At 45.1% G+C, this 26123-nt stretch carries 22 protein-coding genes; 15 read left to right on the top strand and 7 right to left on the bottom strand.

The window, feature by feature from the left end:
* Positions 1-231: 231 nt before the first annotated feature.
* The 8 genes from F0U83_RS04090 (at position 232) to F0U83_RS04055 (ending at position 8715) form a co-directional block, all read left to right on the top strand.
* Entirely contained in the window at positions 232-3030 is a 2799-nt protein-coding gene (locus F0U83_RS04090; protein ID WP_138988974.1) for a monovalent cation/H+ antiporter subunit A, read from the top strand.
* The gene (locus F0U83_RS04085) at positions 3030-3449 is read left to right on the top strand and encodes a Na+/H+ antiporter subunit C (RefSeq protein WP_138988975.1); all 420 of its coding nucleotides are present in this window, start codon (positions 3030-3032) and stop codon (positions 3447-3449) included. Before F0U83_RS04090 ends, F0U83_RS04085 begins: the two co-directional genes overlap by 1 nt.
* Positions 3446-4972, top strand: a complete 1527-nt coding sequence (locus F0U83_RS04080) for a monovalent cation/H+ antiporter subunit D (RefSeq protein ID WP_246077911.1) — start codon at positions 3446-3448, stop codon at positions 4970-4972. The genes F0U83_RS04085 and F0U83_RS04080 overlap by 4 nt, the downstream gene beginning before the upstream one ends.
* On the top strand, positions 4965-5453 hold the full coding sequence (locus F0U83_RS04075; RefSeq protein WP_138988976.1) for a Na+/H+ antiporter subunit E: 489 nt from the start codon (positions 4965-4967) through the stop codon (positions 5451-5453). The genes F0U83_RS04080 and F0U83_RS04075 overlap by 8 nt, the downstream gene beginning before the upstream one ends.
* Complete coding sequence (locus F0U83_RS04070; protein WP_138988977.1) at positions 5447-5716, top strand: K+/H+ antiporter subunit F; 270 nt, start codon at positions 5447-5449, stop codon at positions 5714-5716. Before F0U83_RS04075 ends, F0U83_RS04070 begins: the two co-directional genes overlap by 7 nt.
* Positions 5717-5729: 13 nt before the next feature.
* The gene (locus F0U83_RS04065; RefSeq protein WP_138988978.1) at positions 5730-6089 is read left to right on the top strand and encodes a Na+/H+ antiporter subunit G; all 360 of its coding nucleotides are present in this window, start codon (positions 5730-5732) and stop codon (positions 6087-6089) included.
* Between the two features lie 244 nt (positions 6090-6333).
* Positions 6334-7641: a methyl-accepting chemotaxis protein gene (locus F0U83_RS17315; protein WP_138988979.1), complete on the top strand. Its 1308-nt coding sequence runs from the start codon at positions 6334-6336 to the stop codon at positions 7639-7641.
* A gap of 336 nt (positions 7642-7977) precedes the next feature.
* On the top strand, positions 7978-8715 hold the full coding sequence (locus F0U83_RS04055) for a hypothetical protein (RefSeq protein ID WP_138988980.1): 738 nt from the start codon (positions 7978-7980) through the stop codon (positions 8713-8715).
* A gap of 10 nt (positions 8716-8725) precedes the next feature.
* Here the strand turns inward: F0U83_RS04055 and F0U83_RS04050 are convergent, their stop codons facing one another.
* A complete protein-coding gene (locus tag F0U83_RS04050) occupies positions 8726-9370 on the bottom strand; it encodes a LysE family translocator (protein ID WP_138988981.1) in 645 nt (214 codons plus the stop codon).
* 665 nt (positions 9371-10035) lie between these two features.
* Positions 10036-10221 carry a hypothetical protein gene (locus tag F0U83_RS04040; RefSeq protein WP_138988982.1) on the bottom strand — a complete coding sequence of 62 codons (186 nt, stop codon included), beginning with the start codon at positions 10219-10221 and terminating at the stop codon, positions 10036-10038.
* Positions 10222-10887: 666 nt separating this feature from the next.
* On the opposite strand from F0U83_RS04040, the gene F0U83_RS04035 reads away from it, so the two are divergent.
* Positions 10888-11439 carry a hypothetical protein gene (locus tag F0U83_RS04035; RefSeq protein WP_138988983.1) on the top strand — a complete coding sequence of 184 codons (552 nt, stop codon included), beginning with the start codon at positions 10888-10890 and terminating at the stop codon, positions 11437-11439.
* 38 nt (positions 11440-11477) lie between these two features.
* Here the strand turns inward: F0U83_RS04035 and F0U83_RS04030 are convergent.
* Positions 11478-12553 (bottom strand): IS3 family transposase gene (locus tag F0U83_RS04030; protein ID WP_138989101.1). Its coding sequence is split into 2 segments (ribosomal slippage): positions 11478-12304 and positions 12304-12553, totalling 1077 coding nucleotides; the frame shifts between segments, so codons are not numbered across the junction.
* Here F0U83_RS04030 and F0U83_RS04025 point away from each other — a divergent pair.
* Positions 12552-15854 carry a hypothetical protein gene (locus F0U83_RS04025; RefSeq protein ID WP_138986643.1) on the top strand — a complete coding sequence of 1101 codons (3303 nt, stop codon included), beginning with the start codon at positions 12552-12554 and terminating at the stop codon, positions 15852-15854. The two genes, F0U83_RS04030 and F0U83_RS04025, sit on opposite strands and share 2 nt — an antisense overlap.
* Positions 15855-16198: 344 nt before the next feature.
* On the opposite strand, the gene F0U83_RS04020 is transcribed toward F0U83_RS04025, so the two are convergent.
* The 3 genes from F0U83_RS04020 to guaB form a co-directional block, all read right to left on the bottom strand.
* Positions 16199-16888, bottom strand: a complete 690-nt coding sequence (locus F0U83_RS04020; RefSeq protein WP_476703674.1) for a tyrosine-type recombinase/integrase — start codon at positions 16886-16888, stop codon at positions 16199-16201.
* Between the two features lie 308 nt (positions 16889-17196).
* Positions 17197-18777: a glutamine-hydrolyzing GMP synthase gene (gene guaA, locus F0U83_RS04015; RefSeq protein WP_138986642.1), complete on the bottom strand. Its 1581-nt coding sequence runs from the start codon at positions 18775-18777 to the stop codon at positions 17197-17199.
* A 93-nt stretch (positions 18778-18870) separates the two neighbouring features.
* On the bottom strand, positions 18871-20340 hold the full coding sequence (guaB, locus tag F0U83_RS04010) for an IMP dehydrogenase (RefSeq protein ID WP_138986641.1): 1470 nt from the start codon (positions 20338-20340) through the stop codon (positions 18871-18873).
* A gap of 144 nt (positions 20341-20484) precedes the next feature.
* Between guaB and xseA the strand changes: the two genes are divergently transcribed.
* The 4 genes from xseA to F0U83_RS03990 are packed head-to-tail and all read left to right on the top strand — an operon-like array spanning position 20485 to position 24170.
* The gene (xseA, locus tag F0U83_RS04005) at positions 20485-21843 is read left to right on the top strand and encodes an exodeoxyribonuclease VII large subunit (protein ID WP_138986640.1); all 1359 of its coding nucleotides are present in this window, start codon (positions 20485-20487) and stop codon (positions 21841-21843) included.
* Entirely contained in the window at positions 21836-22678 is an 843-nt protein-coding gene (locus F0U83_RS04000) for a M23 family metallopeptidase (RefSeq protein ID WP_246077638.1), read from the top strand. The genes xseA and F0U83_RS04000 overlap by 8 nt, the downstream gene beginning before the upstream one ends.
* 44 nt (positions 22679-22722) lie before the next feature.
* Positions 22723-23349 (top strand): BamJ family beta-barrel-assembly machinery protein, encoded by a 627-nt coding sequence (locus F0U83_RS03995; protein ID WP_138986639.1) that lies wholly within the window; start codon positions 22723-22725, stop codon positions 23347-23349.
* 56 nt (positions 23350-23405) lie between these two features.
* Positions 23406-24170: an alpha/beta fold hydrolase gene (locus tag F0U83_RS03990; protein WP_138986638.1), complete on the top strand. Its 765-nt coding sequence runs from the start codon at positions 23406-23408 to the stop codon at positions 24168-24170.
* On the opposite strand, the gene F0U83_RS03985 is transcribed toward F0U83_RS03990, so the two are convergent.
* A complete protein-coding gene (locus tag F0U83_RS03985; RefSeq protein ID WP_138986637.1) occupies positions 24147-25052 on the bottom strand; it encodes a DMT family transporter in 906 nt (301 codons plus the stop codon). The two genes, F0U83_RS03990 and F0U83_RS03985, sit on opposite strands and share 24 nt — an antisense overlap.
* Before the next feature lie 135 nt (positions 25053-25187).
* On the opposite strand from F0U83_RS03985, the gene F0U83_RS03980 reads away from it, so the two are divergent.
* The gene (locus F0U83_RS03980; RefSeq protein ID WP_170221726.1) at positions 25188-26111 is read left to right on the top strand and encodes a helix-turn-helix transcriptional regulator; all 924 of its coding nucleotides are present in this window, start codon (positions 25188-25190) and stop codon (positions 26109-26111) included.
* The last annotated feature ends 12 nt before the right edge of the window (positions 26112-26123 follow it).

Here is a 26123-nt window from a genome sequence, read left to right as displayed (position 1 = left end):
GTACTTACCCAACCAAAGCGCTCATCACGCTTCGTCTCGCCCTCTGAAAAGCCGCATAGAATAACTTATTATTCTCCTAAAAATGAAAAAGATAATCATAAAATCAACACATAGCTTCTCCAAAAATATCTATAACTTAGCAAGACACAAAGCTAACTTCTGTTATACTCCAAGCTGTCTTTTACGATTCTCAAACTGACATAATCTCGATTACGCAAGGCCGCCACTCGTATGACTGTATTATGGATTCTGTTGCTGCCCATGATGGGCATCATACTACCATTACTGCTTTCACAAGCAGGTCGCACCGCCACCGCATGGGGCACAGCATTAACACCAGCAGCCGCATTAGCTGTTCTATTGTTATTAGCCCCTCAGGTATTCTCTTCCGGACCTGTACCTATATTCTATGCCTCTTGGGTGCCCACCCTTGGTTTAAATCTGTCATTGCATCTAGATGGCTTAGCGTTCCTATTTTGCTTGTTGATTTTAGGGATAGGCTTACTCGTCATACTTTATGCACGTTACTACCTATCTGAATCCGACAATATGGGGCTGTTCTACACCTATTTATTGTTCTTTATGGTAGCCATGCTGGGCGTCGTACTCTCTAGCAACCTTATTCAGCTCTGGCTTTTCTGGGAACTCACCAGCATCAGCTCCTTCTTGCTTATCAGCTTCTGGTGGCATAAAACAGAGGCGCGTAAAGGGGCAAGAATGGCCTTAACCGTGACTGGTGCAGGCGGTTTGGCATTATTAGGCGCACTTCTGTTAATCGGACATGTAGCTGGCACTTACGAGTTACGAGAAGTGCTGGCAATGAAGGATGTATTGCGTAACAGCGACTACTACCCCTACATTCTCACACTGTTTTTGTTAGGTGTTTTTACCAAGTCTGCTCAGTTTCCATTCCATTTCTGGCTACCGCATGCAATGGCGGCACCCACACCCGTTTCAGCCTACCTGCACTCAGCAACCATGGTAAAAGCAGGTGTTTTCCTGATGGCGCGCTTTTACCCTGTTTTAGCAGGCACCGACGGCTGGTTTGCTGTTGTTTCCCTTACCGGTATAGTAACCATGGTTATGGGGGCTTACATCGCCCTGTTCAAGCATGACTTAAAAGGTTTGCTGGCTTACTCTACTGTCAGCCATCTAGGTTTGATCACTCTGTTACTGGGTTTAGGTACAGACCTTGCCGCAATGGCCGCTGTATTCCATATCATTAACCACGCCGTCTTTAAAGCATCGCTCTTTATGGCCGCGGGTATAATCGACCACGAGTCTGGCACTCGGGATATGCGCAAACTCAATGGCTTGTGGAAATATATGCCCTGGACAGCCACACTGGCGATGGTTGCAGCCTCTTCCATGGCAGGCGTCCCTTTGCTGAATGGTTTCTTATCAAAAGAGATGCTATTTGCAGAAACGCTCCATCAATCCACTCTTGGCGCACTGTCTTGGTGGATACCTTTGCTATCTACTGTCGGCGGAGCATTAGCAGTCGCTTACTCTTTACGCTTTATGCATGACGTGTTCTTCAACGGTGAACCGATTGATCTTCCTAGAACACCACATGAACCCCCCCGCTATATGCGCGTTCCGGTAGAAGTACTTGTTGTACTTTGCTTACTGGTAGGTATTTTCCCACAATTCATGGTAGGGGACTTGCTGGATACAGCGTCTATGGCGGTGTTACAAAATACACTGCCCGAATATAGCTTGGCCGTCTGGCACGGTTTTAACTTCCCTCTATTGATGAGTGCTCTGGCCGTTACCGGCGGCTTGATCCTATATATCAACCGGCGCCACCTGTTTAGCTTCCAAGAGCAATTTCTCGAACGAGATGCCAAGTATGTCTTTGAAAAAGCGGTGCAGAAGCTTATTTCCCGAGCAACCTCACTGCATGATTGGATGGACAACGGCTCTTTACAGCGCTCTATGTTCTTACTCATTTTATTAGCATTAGTGGTCAGCGCCGCCCCATTATTTAATTTAGCATCAACGATTGGCACTCACCCTCAGATACCCAATAACTGGGTGGTTGGCCTATGTGCAGCCCTGATGATTGCGGCGACGTTTATCACTCTTTGCTGGAGCCATATGCGCCTTGTGTCGCTTATTTCTCTCTCGATCGTTGGGCTTATCGTTTCTATTGCCTTCGCTTACTTCTCTGCACCCGATCTGGCGCTGACACAGCTATCGGTAGAAGTTGTCACCATCTTATTGTTCTTATTAGCGCTCTTCTTTTTACCTCAGAAGAGCCCGATAATTGATAGCCCTCTAACAATTATTGTGCGGGACTTTAGCGTGGCGGCCTTGTTCGGTAGCGTTATTGGCACACTATGTTATGCCATGCTCACTCGACCATTAGATAGCATTTCACATTTCTTTATCGAGAACAGCAAACCCGGCGGTGGCGGTACAAACGTGGTCAATGTCATTCTCGTCGACTTCCGTGGATTCGATACCTTAGGCGAGATTACTGTACTAGGTATTGCTGCATTAGGTATTTATAAGCTACTGCAACAGATGCTGGTTTTCATGCCATCTGCCGATAGCAAAGGCAATCAGTGGTCTCAGGAACGGCACCCGTTTGTATTAGCGGTGATCTCTCAAAGCTTACTACCTTTAGCACTGCTGGTTTCCGCTTATATATTCCTAAGAGGCCACAATATGCCTGGCGGTGGATTTATTGCAGGACTCATCACAGCCATCGCACTGATTCAACAATATGTCGCCCATGGTGTGGTTTGGATGAAAGAGCGCATGCCTATTAACTACATCGGTTTGATCGCCAGCGGCCTGTTTATCGCTACGTTATCGGGCTTAGGTAGCTGGGCTTTTGGCCGCAACTTCCTAACCACTTGGTTTGATTACTTCTACCTACCAGTAGTGGGCAAATTTGAACTTGCCAGTGCAATGGTATTCGATTTTGGAGTTTATCTAACGGTTATCGGTGCGACCTTGTTAATTCTGGCAAACCTTGGCAAACTCACCACCAGCGAGCGTTTAGGGGCAGGAAATAACTAATGGAATTCACCTTTTCTCTTGGAGTTGGCGTTCTGACCACCGCAGGTATTTACCTTATGCTGCGTGCTCAGACCTTTCCCGTCATTTTAGGACTTACGCTCCTATCCTATGCAGTCAATCTGTTTTTGTTTGCCAGTGGACGCCTAACAATTAACGGGCCAGCTATTGTAGGCGAAAGCGCTCAGTATGCTGACCCTCTCCCTCAAGCACTCGTCCTTACCGCTATCGTAATTGGATTTGCGATGACAGCCTTTGTACTCATACTGGCTATCCGCGCCCGAGCCGACTTGGGGAATGATCAGGTTGACGGGCGAGAGCTACCCCCGCGGCGAACCGCTGTAGAAGAAGCGCTTGCGGAAAGAATTGATAAAAACCAAGCTAATTCAAAACAAACTCGAGATAAAAGGAAGCACTCTTGATACTGCAGCATCTTCCTGTTCTACCGCTTTTAATACCGTTAATTGCTGGTATATTGCTGTTAGCTCCACCACTTGCTACTACGCTACAACGGCAACGCGTGGCAGGATTGGTATTTGCACTACTTCAATTACTGGCGGCCATCGGCTTACTTTTGCAAGTCCAGCAACAAGGCACCCTAGTTTACGCCATGGGAGAGTGGCAACCACCTTTTGGTATCCTGTTAGTTGCTGACCGCTTAGCGACGATTATGCTGACGCTCACTAGCTTTCTTTTATTGTGTGTACAGCTCTTCAGTAGCGCAAATGACGACCAGCAAGGCAAATTTCTGCATCCATTACTGATGTTTCAGGCTTTGGGGATACAAGGGGCATTCCTTACCGGTGATATTTTCAACCTGTTCGTCTTCTTTGAAGTCTTGCTCATAGCCTCCTACGCCCTATTGATTCATGGTGGCGGAGCACAAAAGACATTAGCAAATATGCACTATGTCACGCTAAACCTTGCAGGATCAGCATTATTCCTATTTGCATTAGGTATTATGTACGGCACGTTTGGTACGCTCAATATGGCGGACATGCAACAACGTGCAGCCCACATAAACCCAGACGATGTGCAGCTAGCTAAATCAGGGGCCATGTTATTACTTGTTGTTTTTGGTCTTAAATCGGCAATGATGCCATTACATTTTTGGCTTCCTCGCGCCTATGCCGCAGCGCCCGCACCCGTAGCAGCTCTCTTTGCCATTATGACCAAGGTAGGCATTTATAGCCTATGGCGAGTACATAGCAGTATTTTTGGCGATGACGCAGGGGAGCTTGCCAACATTGCGGAACCTTGGTTATGGCCGTTGGCACTACTTACTTTAGCCACAGGTATTTTAGCAACTCTGGCAAGCAAAACTCTGCGTAGCCTTACCGCTAACTTGGTTATCGTATCCATTGGTAGTCTGTTGCTAATGGTCGCCTTAAACACCATTGAATCAACAACAAGCGGCCTCTACTATCTTGTACATAGCACGCTAGCAACCGCTTTAATGTTTCTTGTGGCTGGCTTAATTATTAACCAACGAGGTAAGGCCGAAGATCGCTTTGTACAAGCTCGCTCAGTAGCACAACCGCGTTTATTAGGTATCCTTTTCTTTTTAGCCGCACTAGCGCTCATCGGCATGCCGCCCATCTCTGGTTTTATCGGTAAAGCCCTGATGCTCAAAGCTGCACTTGCCAGTGGTCAAGCAAGCTGGATTTGGCCACCTGTACTCATCAGTAGCTTGGCAGCACTCATCATGCTTTCTCGCTCTGGTGGCACACTTTTCTGGCGCGCCCGCGGAGAGAGCGCAAGCAAAGTCACATCGCATCCAGCACAACTTGCGGCTGTATCTTTATTGGTGATTGCTCTACCGCTGATGGTTATTTTTGCAGGTACTATAACTGAGTACGCACAACTAGCTGCGCAAGATATGAAAGCTGGACTGAATTTTGCCAAACCACTCTCAACCACGGTACCTGGAGGTGACGGTGCTTAATCGACTCTTCCCTATGCCACTTCACTCCTGCATTTTAGTGACAGTGTGGTTACTGCTGAATGACTTTTCTATGGGCCATTTAGTGCTCGGCACAGCCCTCGCTATTGTTATTCCATGGATAGCTGCTCCACTCAGCGATCCACACGCGCGCGTTGTTAAGCCTTTCAGGGCGATCCGCTACATCGGTATGGTACTGGTGGATATTGTCGTATCTAATTTTGAGGTCGCAGGTCGCATACTACGCCCCAACCATCACCTACAACCTGGACTCATCGCTTTACCACTGGACCTTACCGGACACTTCCCCTTGTCTATATTAGCCAGCACAATCTCTCTTACCCCGGGCACCGTGAGCGTCGACTTCTCAGAAGATCTTAAATGGCTATATATTCACGCGCTCCATATCGACGATGAACAACAACTTATCAACCATATTAAAACGCGATACGAAGAACCACTAAGGGAGATTTTTGCATGCTAAGCACAATTTTACCGTTAGTGACTATCATGGTAGGCATCGCACTTTTGTTAAATACGGTCCGTTTATTTATTGGCCCCACAACATGTGATCGCATTCTGGCGCTAGATACTCTGTATATAAACAGCATCGCCCTGATCGTGTTACTTGGGCTCTATTTTGAAAGTGTTATGTATTTTGAGTCGGCTTTATTAATCGCCATGCTTGGCTTTGTCAGCACAGCCGCTTTAGCTAAGTACCTACTACGCGGCGATATCATCGAATAAAGGAAAGAAGTTTATGTTATTTTTCATGGAATTATTTGCTTCCTTTTTATTACTAATGGGGGCCGCTTTTATCCTAGTGGGCGCCCTTGGCATGGTTAAGCTGCCTGATTTCTACACACGCCTCCATGCCCCTACAAAAGCAACAACACTGGGTATTGGCTGTATTCTATTAGCCTCTATGACACTCCATGCTTTAATTGATAACGAACTATCCATTCATGAGTTTGTTATCAGCCTCTTCCTGTTTATCACAGCCCCCGTTTCAGCCTATATGGTAGCCAAAGCAGCGCTACAGCGACGCACTAAGTTTGTTGAAGGCACACTAAACGCTAATATGAGCGAGACTATTCTAGAGCGCAAAGCGCCCGAATAAGCTCGGTGGGTTATCAAGATTTTTCTGAAGATCTCGCATAAAGTCGTTACTCCCTATTCAACGCCTCTTGTAATAAACAGATATATTGCATTTTAAGCATCCTGATCTATGTTTAGTAGACAGGCGTTGAAACCTAATCAGTAAATTACGCTGCTTACTATTCAGACTTTTTACTATCCCATGGAAGAACTCTTCTCAAAAACAGGAAGTTGATAATAAACAACCTGCTTACAGGGATACGATTATGCTATTTAGAAACAGGAGCATGGTGGAGAAAAACCCATTAAAGGAAGATACCGATTATACTCAGAGGCAGCTAGATGCTCTCAAATCCTCTGTTGCTTTTATTGAGTTTGATACTCAGGGCAACATATTAAGTGCTAATGATTTATTCTTGAAAACAACAGGATATCAAGCACAGGAAGTCATAGGCCAACACCACCGTATCTTTTGCCCCAGCCATATTTACCAGAGTTCTGACTACAATAAGCATTGGCAAGATCTTGCTTCTGGCCATTCTATCTCAGGCATATTTGAACGACGCAACTCGCAAGGTAACACCTTGTGGTTAGAAGCCACCTACTTCCCCGTGGCCGAAGCAGATGGCAGCGTATCGAAAGTGATAAAAATAGCAGCCGATATTACCCAACGTAAGCATGAAACTGATCAACAAGAGCAAGTATTAGAAGCCCTAGATCGCTCCCAAGCCATCATTCATTTTACCCCAAAGGGTGACATTTTATTTGCCAATGATAATTTTCTAAAAACCGTGGGTTATCGCTTGGAGGATATCCAAGGAAAGCATCACCGCATATTTTGCACAGAAGCTTTTTATCAAGAAAATCCAAACTTCTGGTCAGATTTAGAAAAAGGTGAGTTTAAGTCAGGGCAGTTTGAAAGACTTGACGCTCAAGGGCGAACCATTTGGCTAGAGGCTACCTATAACCCTATACAAAATACTCAAGGAGAAATTGTAAAGGTTATTAAATTTGCTTCAGACATAACAGCAAAAGTTGAACTGGACCTAGCTATTCGTGAAGCTGCTACATTAGCCAGCAGCACCTCTGAAGAGACCGCACAAATTGCTCAACAGGGACTATCATCACTAGATCTGGCCGTTCAGACATCTATTCAAATCGTTGAGAAGGTAGATGAGGTCAATAATCTCATCACCAACCTAAATGAACAGTCTGAGAGTATTCAATCCATCGTCGCTACCATTAAATCAATCGCTGACCAAACAAACTTACTGGCGCTCAATGCAGCAATCGAAGCGGCCAGAGCTGGTGATCAGGGCCGAGGCTTTGCCGTAGTAGCCGATGAAGTAAGACAGCTAGCCTTCCGCACCAGCGAATCAACCTCAATGATAGCGGATGTCGTTAACGAAAATCATCAACTGTTAACCACATTAACTGGAAACACAGCTGAAGCGCGACAATCAGCCGAGGCAGGCCAAGACAACATCAGCCAAGTGAGCAATATTATGACAGAGATATATCAAGGTGCAGACAATGTATCGCAAGCCGCTGCAAGATTGGGGACTTTGGGGTAATGCAGATTATTTACAAGCTCCAACTTAAATATTGGAGCTTGCTGACAGCGCTTGAGCGCTCACCGATTTAGAATCATAGTCAATGATCGAGCAATTAATGTCTTTGTGATAAAAACTCTAATCGTCGCGGAGAGAGGTATACACATGTTTTGCTTTCTTGGCGATCGACTCTCTTCACCTATTAAGATATTTTAGGGACTATAAACTGATATCGTGCGTGCAATACCGTGTACTCTTTGCTTAACAATGAAGCCAGGGTAATTTGTATTAGACTCTTGATGCCAAAATTAAAAAACCAACAAAGGTTGTCGATGATAGTAGGAAGCTAGGTTCGCAATGAGTCAAATTACGTTCAAAAACATAGAAACATCCAAAAATGTCACTCTTGATACTAATCTCAACATACTAAAATCCTCTGGGCGTGAGGTATTTATTCAGGATGCTGCTGTCTATGTTCTTTTCTATCAGCTTTTCACCCTTCAAACATCTTTGATTAGCTACAGCGACATAGGAAATATTGTTAGAGATCAGAAATCTTCCTTCCACATGGAAGACAGCCCAGACAGCATTATCGCCAACAAATACGTGTTCAAAGCGCGAGCAGTGCTGAAGAATGTCATGATCGAAGACTTTATCGTGACAGTGCGTGGACTTGGTTACAGAGTTTCTAACAAATGGCTCCCTATGATTGAAAAACAAGAGGATGACGAAAACAAGCATGCCTTTCTTAAGGAAATTACAGCCATCATTGAAGACTGCATTTCATACAGCGAGTCGGTAGACATCACACAAGACAAAAGCGGGTTATCATTCATCAAACCTGATCAAGACATTGTGATGACGCATTTTCGGAGGATGAACGATTGTTATCACTCATTCCTCAGTCGTTGTTCCGCCCCAGGCAACAGCATAGAACTGTTCGAACTCAGGGAGAAAATTACCAAAGTGCTTCTCTATGCGATCTATTGGCGCGTGGGCGATAGCTTGACCGACGAAAAATTCCGATCAGACTACAAGAATGAGCTCAGGCTCATCCTGAGACAGATTGACCAAGCAGCGGCTTTGCTCAGTTAGCTGGTTTCGTTTAGCTATCGCCGCAACAGAAGGCGTAAGTGGCGATCATGTAAACTCCCATCATCAGCATTAGCGCACCTAAACTGCGGTCAATAAGATACACCTTACTATCAAATTTCATCCGAATGCTAGGGATAGTGACAATGAATATAAAGGTAAGATACCAAGTCATTTGCACAGAGACAATCAAGACAATCACCAGTAGCAATTTCTCAGCACCCATGGACGGGGAGATAATGATTGAGAACAGAGAAATAAAATAAATCGCCGCTTTGGGATTAAAAACATTCACGATCAACCCGCTCCAAAATGCGGACGCTCCGCCAGCATTGTTTTCTTTCTCGATGGAAGGCGCAGGGTTCGCAGAAAAAGACCCCTTGATGGACTTATAGCCGAGAAAAACCAGATAACTTCCGCCAAAAATTCCGATGCCTTGGGTTAACCTGACCGAATGCTCAAGCGCCGCAGTTAATCCTGCAACGGAATAGCCTATGTGAACCAAGAGGCCCGCGCAGACACCCGCACCGCAAACAATGCCCGCTTTTCGACCCTGCTGCAGGGTTTTCTGGGACACAACAACGAAGTCTGGGCCAGGAGAAATAGATGCCATTAAGTGAATAGTCAGGATAGAAAACAAAGCTGTAGAAAAATCCATAATTAACCTTAGTGAATCGAGTAGCTGACTTTAATATGTATCAGTCACGACCTAATCTGACACTTTTCTTGAGAAAGAGAGAGCTACCCGTTTTTATAAAGAAGCTGCTCACCATCTTGTTCTGAGGTTTTCTGATTCTCGGTGCGAGAATACGGAGCGATATTAGAATGAAACATTTTATTCCCTAGCCTTATGTCGTTGTTCTAGTGATAGGCATATTAAGGAGTGGCTGGGATTGAATAAAGTACAGATAAATCCAGAATAACAGAACAAAGCTGGGATATTTACAGGAGTTACTTCTGCTCTTATTGACTGTCGGTACATCGTTCTAAGCCTCATGCTATGTCAGGAGACAAACTGATCGATGACTATTTCTTCCTATTCATGTTGAATTTATCATTACAGCTAGCAGACGTAGCGGGGCTTCGAAAGGTGGTCGACTCTAAGCTCCCAGGCACAAGAAGAAAATAACACCCACACTCATGCCTCGATCAAACTGTGCTTGTAACTGCTAGATAATGCTCGCTCAATTTCCCCTTAAATACAAAAAAGCCCGCAATCATGCGGGCTCTAGGGTGTTTATTGCTAAACAACGAAAAGGACTACTGAACGATTAATTATTCCCACTCAAATATCAACGAGCAGAAAATATACCTATATAACAGCTAGTTAGAAAGGTGGTCGTTATCGATACCATCATCTATACCATGCGCAGAATTTTTTTGACTTTTTGCGGCTCGTCGACGTTTTAGTTCAGCTTTGGCCCAAATTGAAGATTCTTCCATATCGCGACGAAGTTCTTGTATCTCTTCAACACTAAGCCGTCGTGGACCTGAGGTAATTCTATCCATCTTGTGCCTCCAACTAGTCGCAGTACATTTTAAAACGCATCAAAACATGAGTTACCAGCAAGAAATATTGGGGATATTTTTAGATTTTTTTTCATACACATCTTGAAAGCCATCAACACTGCCCAAAGATTATACAACGAGGAATAACCTCGTTAAATAAAAGGATCAAATCATGGGTTTGAAACCAGGGCCAAAACCAATAGCCAAGTCGACCGGCAAGCCAGATCAACGTCGACGTGACAACAAAAAAACTCCAGGAAACACTCCCGGCTTAAAGCCAAGCAAATCCTCGACCAAGTAACGCTACCTCAATATCGAGTCAGTGTAAGTAGTACTGACTCTTGTTGCTAAAACCCAAAACACGCTTTTGCCCCAACTTTGGTTAGAGTCTTTGCTTTACTTAAACAACCCGCTCTCCATTTTCCGTACTTTTGTTAATGCCATCACATCTGGTTGACGGATCTAAATGTACAGTAATCAATGCTGACATAGTAGTGTGATCAGATGCATAAAGCCTTGGTAGCGTGAGGGTGATGCGTGCCAAACAAAGGTCACGGCACAGTAACTCGTTGAGCCCCAAAGCAAGTTTGCGGCCACTAAAGCCTCTTGTCTCCAAGTAACCGTTTGGGCAAGTTTTTCAATGACTGATAGCTAAGAATTGTATATATGAATATAGATGATATGGACTTCTCCCAGTTAGGCCTTTTAAATGCCAGTCAACAAATAATGAGCCCAACTTTTGGTCAGCTTAGAGCAGATCACAATATAAGTAAGCTAATTGATGACTTTGACTTTGAAGACGCTCTTATAAAACTAGCGGGACTACTATATGAAGAAGAGCTCCATAGTAACTTGGTAACTACCGAGACTATGATTCATCAGCTTTTTCTATCTCAGCGTGGTCAGAAAGTAATGAATGCGGTTGAAATAGGTCGATTATTTGATGGCATTCATTCTACATATATTGGTTCATGGGAAGATCCGGCTGAAGATACGATGGTTGGGGTAGCCAATTCAATCAAAGGGTCATATATGTTCCTCAATGGGCTTTGGGAAAGCTCATGTTTCTATACACAAATCTTTATCGACCTAATAGATGAAATGCCAGACAACAAACCGTTTTCAGGTATAAAAAAATCAGTAAGAGCTATCCTCATTTTATCGAATGAGTCCATTTGTAGGAAAAGTTTAAAGCGTTATCAGAAAGGTAGTGATTAGGTAATCCTCCCATTTTTAACTGCCGTTAAAAGTAGAAGTTAAGCCGCTTTCATCGGCGGCCTGCCGCCATTGGCTTTGTGTGGCCGTTCATGATTGTAAAACCATAGCCACTGCGTTGCATAATCCTGAACCTCTTCCAAGGTTTCGAACAGATGCTTACTTACCCAGCTATATCTCGCTGTGCGGTTAAAACGTTCGATATAAGCGTTCTGTTGCGGCTTCCCTGGTTGAATATACTCAATCCGGATTGAGTGCTTACGAGCCCACTCCGTAAATTCATGACTGATGAACTCAGGGCCGTTATCGCAGCGGATAACACTCGGTTTTCCTCGCCACTCTATCAGCTGGCTCAGAGTCCTGATAACTCTTATCGCAGGCAATGAAAAGCCTGCTTCAATCGCTAAACCCTCACGTCGGAAGTCATCCAGTACGTTGAAGAGACGGTATGTACGCCCATCCGAGAGCTGATCATGCATAAAGTCCATCGACCACACCTGATTCTGACGCAGAGGCTGCTTTAGGGGTTCAGGCTTATGCCGATTTAACCGCCTACGAGGCCTCACTCTGAGATTTAACGCCAGTTCACAGTAAATGCGGTAAACCCGCTTATGATTCCAGACAAATCCCTTCTCGTTGCGAAGATAGTCAAAGCACAGACCAAATCCCCAGTCGGACTCCTGTTCTATCAGCTTGATCAACCAGTCTGCGATCTCCGCATTTTCAGAGTCGAGCCTCGGGTGGTAACGATAACAGTTTTCACTGATACCAAAGGCATCGCATGCCAACCGGATGCTGATACCTCGCGTTACTACTGCCTGTTGCGCCATCTCCTTACGGCGAGACGGCTTTACCACTTTTTTTGCAAAGCCTCTTGGACAATCTCTGCCTTAAGGCGCTCCTCCGCATACATCTTCTTCAAACGGCGGTTTTCTTCCTCAAGCTCCTTCATGCGAGCCATCAAGGAAGCATCCATGCCTCCATACTTGGCGCGCCACTTATAGAATGTAGCTGAGCTCATACCGTGTTCACGGCACAGCTCAGGCACTGGTGTGCCTGCTTCGGCTTGCTTCAAAATCGCCATGATCTGGCTGTCGGTATAACGTGACTTTTTCATGCAGAATCTCCTGCGCTTAGGTTACGAGAATATTCTACTTTTGAGGACCGTTAGTTTTCGGGGGGATTACCATTACCCTCAATCTGAATGGGACTTCCATTCTTATATATCAACTGAAAAACGTAATATAGTCAGTTTTTCCTTGGATGACCTAACTCAATTGGGAGTCTCAGAGAAGGACCTTAAGCCATATATTTTTGAGAACCCAGATCTCATTTCGCTTACTAATGAAGCTTTTGGAAGCTCCTCATTAGAACGTAAGCCTATTTACAGGGCACAAGATGGAACTTATATCTTAGCTTTACCAACAGCAATAAGTGTCGCAATTCGTCTCTTTGTGATCGAACAAGCCAATAGGTTTGGTTTATTAGATCGGCTACAACATGCCATGCAAGTCAGATATGCTAGATTCTTTTCTGAAGACTCGCGGTTACTGGGCAAAATAAGTAATGTACCGTTTTCACCATTTAGAGACTCAAACGGAAGTATTGTCGGTGCAGACGCTCTCATTGGTATTGATGAACAAAGGTACGTACATTTCTTACTGTTTTTTGATGACTTTTGCGACTATCAAAATGGACTTGTTAATGGTGCATCGACTTCGAACTCTAGCTTAGAAAATGCTATTGCGGAAAGAATTAAGAAAGCGTTTAGCTACTCGTCAAAAATAGATGGGTTTAAGAGCGGCCTTAGCATTCTTATTGGCTGTGGTTGGGGACGTTCAGTTATGATATCACTTGAAGGTGAATCGGAGTCTAGCAACTGGCTTTTAGAATCTATTCCTGCACCTGATTTAGACACATTCAATCGAATCACTAGTATGAATCCATTTACTTTCTGGCGGTTGATTGAAGCTAAACACAGAGTACTTGATGTTGGAATCCACACTCAAAATGTAAACGGCTTACTCAATCTATATAGCTGGGCCAAAGATAACGATTTTAACATTATCCCTCATTCAGCGTTTGATGAAGACGTTGGTAACTTATCATCAATATTCATGATGATCACACAGAATGCTCTGTTAGATGTTCGTTGGGAAGTTCAAAATGAGGACGATATACATAAAGTTTTAAACCCGTATGGTGAGGTAATTTCTGTCAGAAGATTGACTACAAGTAGCTACTTCAAAGAAGATCGTTTTAAACCAATTTATGCATCGGTAGATAACCTTGAAAATGGTCAATTGCTAGGCTTGATCGAAGGGAATCTATGCTCATGGTGGTGCACTCCTTTACATAATGAAAATCAGAATAAAGACCTTTTATATAGATTGTGGCATGGCGTCTGTAATTGGATATGTAGGACTGACTTGGCGTTATCTGAATTAGCCTGCTCTTCATCATACGCTAATGTTTTTTTTAAGATTGAATTTGAAGATGTTGATGTCCCTATTCAAGTATCTCAAGTACTTGCCCCCGAAACTCTAAGCAATTTAATAAAGACCTCTACATCTGTAGAAAACGGCATTCTGCATATAAGCTGTAAGTTCTTAAAAAACTATTTTCTTGCATTTCATCGAGCTGACAACGTTGCTGAGAGAACCATCATAAAATCATTGCTTACTGTTTTTATAAAAGAGTCTGTTGAATGTAATGACCATAAGGAGCTAGTTGAAAGTATTTTAGGTCATGTTTTTACAGATAATTATGGTAAAGAAGTGCATATGCTCACCGCACAATCCTTTCTGGATTACGTCAAAATGAGCTTACCTGAACCTTTAGTATTAGACCGTTTTGATGATGCCACCATTAAAATTGGGTTAGCATGGATGTCGAAAAGCCATACCGAGCCATGCAATATCTACGGCAAAACTGAATGCACGCAATATTTACAAGACTTAACTTTGAATCTTTGGAAGGAAATTCAGTCATATTTGGGTTCTTTTAACAAGAAAGCACTAATTATTTTCTTGCTTGAAAACCATACTGCTGTAGAAGCAGATATTGAGCATTGGCAGCGTACTTTCAAAGCTATGCTGGGACTCCATAATGATAAAGATGATGTATATTCAGTCGCATTGGAGCGAATTTCTTCAAATAATTCTGCACTTACGGGGTCTAGGATTCTTATTGAAATGGCCATCTGTGAATCTTTAGATGATGGCGGAAAAGTTCCAAATCATCTGGATTTAACTAAGCTAATAACTTTTGCAACTGCAATTTTCCAATATGGCAATCTTTCAGATTCGATTATGTATGAGTTGGTTAAGCCCCATCTAAGGCTTTCCACATATGGTGATGTACAATTCGATCACACTGCGTATGACACTGTAGTAAACCCTTACGGTAAGTCCGTTCAGACAGAGATGATAAACCATGCTTCAAATAAATATGATGATCATTTCTCTGAACCAGAAGTTCATGAAAAGGTTGCCGATCTACTAGGTCAAGAATTCGAGGCTGCTTGGCATGAAGAGTTTGGGGTATCTATCGATGAAGCCAGAAAAATCTTAGATGTTTTTGAAAATATTGGGGTCGAAAAAAACAAAGCTGTCTATGAAATCTCATGCTCAGAGCTGTTTTATCAATCGAATACGAGTGGTGTATCTGATGCTGCGTTGAAAGCTTTTATGGATAGATTTACCCTACCACAAAGATCCAGCTGGATGGCCTTATCTTCAGGTTATCGTGTAAGCGATATTTCTCCATGGAGATTTCGACGAAGGTTGTCATTGACAGCGCGGCCATTAATCATACTTGGCGATAAGCTTGTTATAGCCCCAAGTTTAATACGAAGAGGGGTTTTGTATTGCTTATCCAATTCATTTGACGCAACTCTAGACGGCTCATTTTTCAACACTAAAGCGATGAAAAAATGGATTGGAGAGCAACGAAATAAGTCGGGGCACAGATTCAACCAAGAAGCTGCTGACAAATTCAGTCGCTTGGGTTGGAAAGTTGAGGCTGATGTGAAGGTCAGCAAGATTCTTAAAAAAAGAACCAAGAAAGACTTTGGAGATGTTGATGTGCTCGCATGGAACCCTTCAGAAAAAATTGTCTACCTCGTTGAATGTAAAGACCTAGAATTTGCCAAGACTCAAGGTGAAATAGCTAAACAAATATACGAGTTTCGTGGTGTAACGAAATCAGATGGCAAACCTGATCGCCTAAAGAAACACATGGACCGCTTCTTAGTTTTGGATGAAAACATTGATAAGTTGAGGGATTACTTGAAGCTCGAATCTATAAACGAATTAAAAGTAATGTTGTTGTTTAGGCAGACCGTTCCTGTTTCGTACGATAACGCTGACAGTGATATACCCGTTACAGTTGGCTTCTTTGACGAACTAAATGTCTAATTCAATGATCAAAGAATTGAAATACCGTTGTAGTGATTGAGTGAATTTGGTGGTTACTCGATTCTAGATTTGCAATACCTGAACTTATTCGTGAGGTGCTAATTTAGCAAACTCACTGACTCATTTATGTCCAAAAACGAGTTACAGCTTCACTATAATCGGTTTGATGTATGTGAAAATACGGGCCAGTGCACCATCACCGGCCCGTATGCTTTCTAACTACTTGCGTCGGCCAAACGGCCAGCGTCTCATGTTGTCGATTTGATCGACCGTTCTCGTCACGTCCTTGTAGGCACGCCGGGCCAGCTTGTTTTGGAATACCTCCATTTTATCGGCAATGGTTGTCATCTTAGGGCCGAGTCCAGTGTTGTGTAGCCAATACGCCCCATGTACTGATACATGATCCTGATTTCTTCGGGAGTCAGGGTTCGATCTCTCGGCTCAAACCTGGCAATGCTTGCTGGCCGCACTAGGTCTGCCGGGTTCTCAACCTTCTGGCCTCGCTCAGTGGCCCAGAGATATACCTGGAGTACAATCTCTCGCGCATGAACCGCCGTAGCAGGCGCTCCACGCTCTACGATGGCGTCGGTCAGTGCTCGCAAGTCCTCGTGAGTGATTTCGGTCAGCTTTTGATTGCCGAATTTCGTTTCCAGCTCTCTCGTATAAACCGAGCGGCGCATATCACGGGTAGAGTCGGCCATCTGGTAGCCACGTAGCCACTTTTCAGCCCAGGCACCAAAGGTTTCAGCCCCTTTTACACGCGCCTTGTCCCTTGCCTTCTCCTTCGCTGGCGACTTTCCATCAGCGACCATCCGCTTGGCTTCACCAAGTCGCTCACGGGCTTCTGCCAGCGTGATCCCCCCAACGCCATAGCGGCCAAAGGTGATTGTCTCTTGCCTGCCATTGATCGAGTAGTTGTAACGGAATGAGATAGAACCGGCAGGAGTGACAGCCACATAGAGGCCATCCCGGTCATTCACCTTGTAGAGTTTATCCCTCGGCTTGAGGTTGCGCAGCTTGGTATCGGTCAGCAAGAGTCTTATCCTTCTTCGATTCCAATACCATGCTGAAAAATCGCCCAAAAATCAGGAAATAAATCAAATAAAAACAGTAATTTAAACAATTTCGATACCATGAACACACAGGATCAAGCAGCATGGTATCGGCTTTCACTCATGGCATCATGTCTCGATAATACCACCTTGAATGCCATGCTCAAGCGGTGCTTCCCGCTGCCATCAGTTGCCAAATACTGCCAGACACAAGAACAAAAAAGCCCATGAAAACATGGGCTTAAGTATCATTTAATGCCAGTTAGTACCAGCTAATGCCTAACGTGTGATCATTCCCACTCAATTGTCGCAGGTGGCTTACTGGAAACATCATAAGTCACTCGGGATACCTGTGGGATTTCGTTGATAATTCGACCCGATACCGTTTCAAGCAGCTCGTAAGGCAAATGCGCCCAGCGAGCAGTCATGAAGTCGATTGTTTCTACGGCACGTATCGCAATAACGTATTCATAACGTCGTCCGTCACCCACGACCCCTACTGATTTAACAGGCAGGAATACAGCGAATGCTTGGCTGGTTTTATGATACCAGTCTGCTTTATGTAGCTCTTCAATAAAGATTGCATCGGCTTCACGGAGAATATCAGCGTATTCTTTCTTTACTTCACCCAAAATACGTACACCTAAGCCAGGGCCTGGGAATGGGTGACGGTAGACCATGTCGTATGGCAGACCGAGTTCCAAACCAATTTTACGAACTTCGTCTTTGAATAGTTCGCGCAAAGGTTCAACCAACTCAAACTGCATATCTTCAGGCAGGCCACCCACGTTATGGTGGGATTTGATGACATGAGCTTTACCTGTTTTTGCTGCCGCTGATTCAATAACATCAGGGTAGATGGTGCCTTGAGCCAGAAAGTTCACATCCTTTAGCTTGGTCGCTTCTTGGTCAAACACTTCAATAAAGGTATTACCAATAATTTTACGCTTTTTCTCAGGGTCATTTTCACCTAACAAACGCCCTAGGAACATCTCTTCAGCGTCGGCACGGATGACTTTAACACCCATGTTTTTGGCAAACATATCCATAACCTGATCGCCTTCACGTTTGCGCAGCAAACCATTATCAACAAAGACACAGGTTAGCTGTGGGCCGATAGCCTTATGCAGCAATGCAGCAACGACCGAGGAGTCGACACCCCCAGATAATCCCAACAACACTTTTTGGTCGCCGACTTGCTCTCGCACTTTTTCGATCTGATCATTGATGATATTAGCAGCCGTCCAGAGTGCTTCTGTTTCGCAGATCTCACGCACAAAGCGCTCAAGGATTCGACCGCCCTGCTTTGTATGCGTCACTTCTGGGTGGAACTGTACCCCGTAGAAGTTATTCACTGGGTCACACATAGCGGCAATCGGCGCAGAATCAGTTGATGCAATTACAGCAAAGCCTTCTGGTAATTCGGTTACTTTATCGCCATGACTCATCCAAACATCCAGCAACAGAGAACCATTGTTGGCTATATGATCTTCGATGCCTTCCAATAAGCGGCTAGGGCTGCTCGCCAATCGTACTTTCGCGTAGCCAAATTCACGATGATCCGAGGTTTCTACTTTACCACCCATTTGAGCAGCCATCGTTTGCATTCCATAGCAGATACCCAGAACAGGTACTCCCAATGAGAAAACAACTTCAGGTGCCCGAGGGGAGTCACCCTCAGTAACTGATTCTGGTCCGCCTGCTAAAACAATACCTTTTGGCTGGTAGGCGCGGATATCTTCTTCTGACATATCCCAAGGGTGAATTTCACAATAAACACCAATCTCGCGCACGCGGCGAGCAATCAGTTGTGTGTATTGAGAACCGAAGTCCAAAATCAGAATTCGTTGTGCATGAATATTTGTTGTCATGTTCAGTGGCTCCACCGAATGGCTGATTTAACAGCCCTATAAACTAAAAATGGGGCAGCCAAGGAGCGCCCCACTTTGATGAATAAAACGAGATTAGCCAACGCGGTAGTTTGGCGCCTCTTTGGTAATACTGACATCGTGTACGTGGCTTTCATTCATACCCGCATTCGTGATCCGTACAAACTTAGGTACGGTGCGCATAGTCTGAATATCTGGGCTGCCTGTATAACCCATGGACGCTCTTACGCCACCCATCAGTTGATGAACAACACCGACCATTGGCCCTTTACAAGCAACACGCCCTTCGATCCCTTCCGGTACAAGCTTTTCAGCACCAGCAGAGGCATCTTGGAAATAGCGATCCGACGAGCCGCTGCTCTGCGCCATCGCACCGATCGATCCCATACCACGATAAGATTTATACGCTCGCCCTTGGTACAACTCAACTTCACCTGGCGCTTCATCCGTACCAGCTAACATAGAACCCACCATGACAGCAGATGCACCAGCTGCAATTGCTTTAGCGATATCTCCAGAGAAACGGATACCGCCATCTGCAATTAAAGGAACGCCACGATCTTTTAATGCTTCAGCCACGTTTGCAACAGCTGAAATCTGAGGAACACCAATACCTGAGACTATACGTGTTGTACAAATTGAACCTGGACCAATACCGACTTTTACACCGTCAGCACCGGCATCTGCCAGAGCTAAGGCCGCTTCAGCGGTGGCGATGTTTCCACCAATCACCTGCACTTGCGGGTACGTGTCTTTAACCCACTTAACGCGATCAATAACGCCTTTAGAATGGCCATGAGCGGTATCGACGATGATAACATCAACACCTGCCTCAACCAGAGCTTTGACACGATCTGGCGTTTCAGGCCCAGTACCTACAGCAGCCCCAACAATTAAACGACCTTTGCTGTCTTTTGCTGCATGCGGGAACGCCTCGGCTTTGTACATATCTTTAACTGTCATCATGCCTTTCAAACGGAAGGCATCATCAACAACTAAAATTTTCTCGATACGATGCTTACGCAACAAGTTGCGAACTTTATCTTTATCGACACCTTCTTCAACAGTGACCAGACGCTCTTTGGGCGTCATGATAGAAGCGACTGTTGCATCTAGGTAATTTTCAAAGCGCATATCGCGGCTGGTAACAATACCTACCAGCTCGCCATTATCAATCACTGGGAAACCAGAAAAACCTAGTTTTGCAGCCATTTGACGCAGTTCACCCACCGACATATCAGAGCTACATGTGATAGGGTCGCTGACAACACCCGCCTCATATTTCTTAACTTTGCGTACTTCTTCTGCCTGCTCATCCAGCGTCAGGTTTTTGTGGATAATACCAATGCCACCTTCCTGCGCCATCGCAATAGCCAAGCGAGACTCCGTCACTGTATCCATTGCTGCAGAAACCAAAGGTATGTTCAGCGAAATACCTTTGGTGAGCTGTGTCTGCAAAGAGACCTCTTTTGGCAGTACCTCTGAATACCCCGGCACCAGCAAAACATCATCAAAAGTCAACGCTTCTTCAACGATTCGCAACATTGTCTAAACAACCCGTATCTGTGGAAAATTTAAACGATCAATTATACAGATTTCACCCATGCCGAACAATCACATTTAAACCTAAGCGTGTGAATAATCCACTTAAAGGTGACGAGCACAAACATCATCGATTAAGATGCTCGTATGAATCAAACACAGCTAAACAAGCGCCATGCCCTTAGTGTCTCGGAACTAAACGCCCAAGCACGTTCGTTACTTGAATCCTCCTTTCTACAGGTTCGCGTTCAGGGAGAACTCTCTAATATATCGAGACCATCATCAGGGCACTGGTACTTTACACTCAAAGACCAGAAAGCCCAGGTACGGTGTGCTATGTTTCGCAACCGCAACCTACACGTCCGCTTCTCTCCTAAAGAGGGGGACCAAGTCATACTGACAGCGAAGGTCAGCCTGTACGAAGGGCGAGGCGATTTTCAACTGATCGGCGAGATGCTAGAAGCCGACGGCGAAGGACAGCTACAACAAGCCTTTGAACAGCTAAAAGCGAAGTTAGATGCTGAAGGCTTGTTTCAGCTTAGTCAGAAAAAGCCCATTCCTAAGCACCCCAAACATTTAGGTATTATTACATCACCTACCGGGGCGGCTATCCATGACGTGCTGACCGTTCTAAAACGGCGTTTTCCTGGCCTTAAGGTGACACTTTACCCCTCTGCCGTTCAGGGTGAAGATGCTCCTAGACAATTACTATCTGCCCTAAATCTTGCACTAAAACACGATCAAGCTGATTTAATCATTATCGGGCGCGGTGGCGGCTCACTGGAAGATCTCTGGCCTTTCAATAATGAGGCTTTGGCAAGGGCAATCTATCACTGCCCAACTCCCATTATCAGTGCCGTCGGGCATGAGGTTGATTTTACCATAGTAGACTTAGTTGCAGATTTACGCGCACCTACCCCGTCCGCGGCTGCAGAGTTAATTAGCCCTGATCAGGAGCAGCTGGCTCTACAGCTTGATAGACTCCAACGGCGCTTAGAGCAACTGGTATGTGCAGCTATTGAGCACCGAGCCACACGCTTAACTCACCTAAGAAAACAGCTACGCCATCCCGGCGAGCGCTTAAAGGAGCAAGCTCGACAGCTCAACCATAGCCAGCAACGCCTGTACCAAGCCCTACAAAAGCATGTCATTGCGCTGAAACACCGCCATGAAATAGCTCAGCAAAAGCTATTGCGATACCACCCGCAACAGCTTTTTGAACAGAAGCAAAAACAAGCGGTCAGATTAGATGAACGCCTGCATGGCGCAATACGCAAAGTCACAGAGCGACAGTCTCAAGTATTAAGAGAGAAAGTCGTGCGCCTAAATGCTGTTAATCCGCTTTCAACGTTAGAACGTGGCTATGCCATCGTGAGCAATGCGCAGCAGCAAGTGATTACAGATGCCAGCGATCTGAAAGCTGGGGAATCAGTGACCACCCGCTTGCGCCATGGCAGTATGACTAGCCGTGTAGAAACCATTCAACCTGAGATATATGATGTTTAAAGTTAGACACCTGCTTATAGTTGCATCTCTATTTTTTAGTGCACAAGCGCTTGCCTTACCCGAAGAATCTAGGACACCCGGTGGTGTAGCCCTGATCCCCTTACAAGGTATTGATGCTGACCGTCTGCCTAATGCTTGGTATAAAAGTCACCGCGTAATGGTTGTCCCTACTGAGGATACCCGTTTTGCAGGTACGGCAAAGTGGTTAGCGGTTGTCGGTATCCCACTCAAGGCTGATTCAGGAGAACCGCAACTCATGGTTGCCAATGGGAAAGAGTTCCCTTTCCAAATTGAAGGCAAAGAGTACAAAGCCCAATATCTGACGGTAAAGAATAAGAAGCACGTTGACCCTGATCCTGAGCAAGTTGCCCGTTGGCGTAAAGAGAGCGTAGAGATGGCAAGCGCTTTCAAAAACTGGCAAGAACCCAACAAAATGGTAACGAATTTCATCCTTCCCGCAGATGGGCCTTTTAGCAGCCCGTTTGGGCTTAAGCGTTTTTTCAATAAGAAACCACGCAACCCTCATAGCGGTTTAGATATTGCCGCACCACTTGGCGCACCTATCATTGCGGCGGCGGATGGTGTCGTCTCCGCCGTTGGTGATTACTTTTTCAATGGTAAGACCGTCATACTCGATCATGGTCATGGGCTAACCACTATGTACTGCCATATGAGCGATATCGATGTAAAACTGGGGGATCAGCTAAAACAAGGCGAGCTACTTGGCAAGATCGGAAAAACCGGTAGAGTCACGGGGCCTCACCTTCATTGGGGGGTGAGCTTAAACAACACGCGTGTGGATCCTCTATTATTCATTGAAGAGAAAAAGCCTTAGCATTGTGCTAGCATTCGCATTCAATCTACAGGGTATAAGATCCAATGTCTGAAAAGAAATTTGAAACACTAGAGCAACACGCAAGTTATGGTATTGGCCGCCAGATGGGCGATCAGTTAGCGCAAAACGGGTTCGACGGTATCGACTTAGATGCTGTGGCCGCAGGCCTATCTGACTCTTATTTAGGGAAAGAACTAGCCGTGCCTGTTGCTGATATTCAAGCAGCTTTCAATGAAATCAACCGCCGCATCCAAGAAGCACGTGAAGCTGAAGCAAAAGCTGCTGGCGCTCAAGGCGAGGCGTTCCTTGCAGAGAACGCAAAACGCGAAGGGGTTGTGGTACTGGAATCAGGCCTACAATACGAAATCATTGAAGCCGGCGATGCCGATAGCGAAAAGCCAAGCGCTTCATCAAAAGTGCGCACTCACTACCATGGCACCTTTATTGACGGTAAAGTCTTCGATAGCTCTTATGATCGTGGTCAACCGGCTGAGTTTCCTGTGGGCGGCGTCATTGCTGGCTGGACAGAAGCGTTGCAGCTGATGAACAAAGGTGCCAAATGGCGCCTGACTATTCCCTACCAACTGGCTTACGGTGCTCAGGGTTCACCAGGCGGCATTCCTCCTTATTCAACACTGGTCTTTGATGTAGAGTTGCTGGATATCCTGTAATTCGCTCTGTCTTGCGGGCCGTTTCATTCGGCCCGTTTCAATATACGAGTACAATCATGAAATTACATCATCAGATATATGGCAGCGGATCCCCGCTCATCATTCTCCACGGCTTATTCGGCACCTTAGAAAACTGGGGCTCCCAGATTAAAACCTTGGCAGAGTCCTATCAGGTTATCGCCGTTGACTTAAGAAATCATGGCCGCAGTCCTCATACGGATGTCATGGATTACAATGCCATGGCGAATGATGTCATCGAATTACTCGATGACCTAAGCCTGACAGATGTGAATATCATGGGGCACTCGATGGGAGGTAAAGTCGCGATGCAAATTGCTCTGAACCACCCAGAACGCCTTCGTAAGCTGATTATTGTTGATATATCACCTGTGGTTTATCAAGCCCACCATGATGACGTTTTTAAGGGACTTTTTTCCATCGACCTTAACCACATTAAATCACGCACTGAAGCTGATCACACATTAGCAGAGCAGGTTAGCGACCCCTCTGTACGCGCCTTCTTACTGAAGAATCTATACCGTGATGAACATAAGATCTTTAACTGGCGCATGAACCTTCCCACGCTTGCGCAGACATACGCTAACTTAAGCCAAGCGCCTCATGGGGTCCCTTTTACCGGTGAAACACTGTTTATTAAAGGTGCTAACTCTGATTATATTTTACCTGACCACAGAGAGCTGATCTTGGGTCTTTTCCCTTTGGCAACCTATAAACTCATTGAAGGCGCAGGGCACTGGCCTCACGCCGAAAAACCAAGCATCTTCACAAAACTGGTGCTAAATTTTTTGCAACCTCAGTAAACGATCAAAGTTTGGACGCTTTGCAAAGATAGTTAAATTACCCAACAGCACCAAGGTAAAACCAATCACCGTGGCTAACGTCCAATGATAATCCTCCACAAAGGTCGATACGGTTAACGCCACCACTGGAAACAGTACCGTGGTATATGCAGCTTGCTCCGCCCCGATCCTTCCCACCAGCAGCAGATAGGTTGTAAACGCAATCACGGTACCTGGAATCGCCAAGTAGATTAATGAAGCCAAATAGATCGGGCGTGTATCTAATACAAAGGGGATATTCTGGGCTTGAATAATCGCCAGCATAATCAGCACACCATACAACATACTCCATGCATTGGTGGTTGGCGGCCTTAGCCCTTTATTTTGATGTCTGACTGAAATCATATTGCCTGATGAGAACAGGAAGGTTCCCAATGTTGCCAATCCAACACCAATTAACAGTGAACGATCAAACTGATTGAGTTGCAGCTCAGGCCAGAACATAAGTGCGACACCGCACCCACCTAATAATCCGCCTATGACAACGCGGCGTGTCGGCCTTTTTTTGTACCAAACCCACCCGTTAACACTATTAAAAACCGTCGCCAATGAGAAAACAACAGCGGTTAAGCCGCTACTTATAAAGCCTGTAGCCGTGTAAAACGCGTAAAAATTAAAGCAAAAAAGGCAGGCTCCCTGTGCTATACAAAACAGGTGATCTTGTAAGCTTAACTTTTGTAGCTTACGCACCAACGTGAGCATAACAAACAAGACACAACCGGCTAATACGAAGCGAAGCAGGATGGACATTTCGATCGGTGCATTGCCTAGTTGCATCTTGATTGCGATCCAGGTTGTGCCCCAAATTAAAACGGTGGCTGCGTAAAGAACAAAATTGAACATAGAGGCTCCTTAAGTAAATCCATAGCAGTGATTCTCTTAAGAAAGGTGAGTCATTACTTGTCTACCTTTGCGGTTTTTGTACATTCTTGCGGTTTTTTAAATGGCTGCTAGATGCACACTTTCAGGGTTTCAACTATGATTCATAAAGATCTAGACATGGTAACCCGAAATCCTATGACCCCAACCCTCTTAGAAAAACTCGATGTTTTTCAGCGCCTAAGCTCCTCAAAAGCAACATTGGAGCACCAACGCCCATTATCCGAAGGGTTAGGTATGGCGATATGGTCAAACAAAGAGGATAACACCAGCTATCATGCGCCCTATCATCACACGCTTAGTTGTTATATAGGTGGGGGATACGACACAGTTAGAGTCGATGGATCACAGAGGAAAACCGGAGGAGCGCCTGGAAGAATCTGCCTGATGCCTGCACAGCATCAATCCTATTGGGAGGTTGGCGGCGAGCTACGCTTCATTCATCTCTATTTCGATGATGCTCAGTTACAACGTATTAGCGAAAGCGTCTTTGATAAAAGCTTTTGCAGCAATCTGCCAGATCTAACATTTTCCCAAGATCCGTGGATAGCGACTTTTTGTCAGCAGCTTATTCGCCCTCTTCAGCGCAATGAGCAAAACGACAGCCTATTTTTAAGTAGTGCAGCCGACATTTTGCTTACACACCTGATATCAAACTATGCAGGATTGCCCTCGCTACCTACCAATCGTGGCGGCTTATCTCCTACAATACAAAAGCGTCTAATCGCTTATATCCACGCCCATCCCTCCTCCCCGATCACTATTAGTGATCTTGCGGAGCAAGCCGATTTAAGCAGCTACCACTTTGCTCGGATGTTTAAACATAGCTTTGGCGTCAGCCCCCATCAATATGTTACCGAGCAGCGCTTACAACGAGCGTATCAACAGATAACAAAGGACGATTTAGATTTGCAGAGCATTGCATTAGAGAATGGTTTCTTTGACCAAAGCCATTTTAATCGGCGCTTTAAACAAAGGTTCCAAATGACTCCTCGTGAGTGTCGAGGTGTAGCGAAGGCTTAACAAGCCTAAGAA

It is taken from the genome of Neptunomonas concharum, assembly GCF_008630635.1.
GTDB lineage: Bacteria > Pseudomonadota > Gammaproteobacteria > Pseudomonadales > Balneatricaceae > Neptunomonas > Neptunomonas concharum.
Note: the sequence above shows the minus strand (reverse complement) of the source record. Positions and strands in the feature narration are given on the sequence as shown.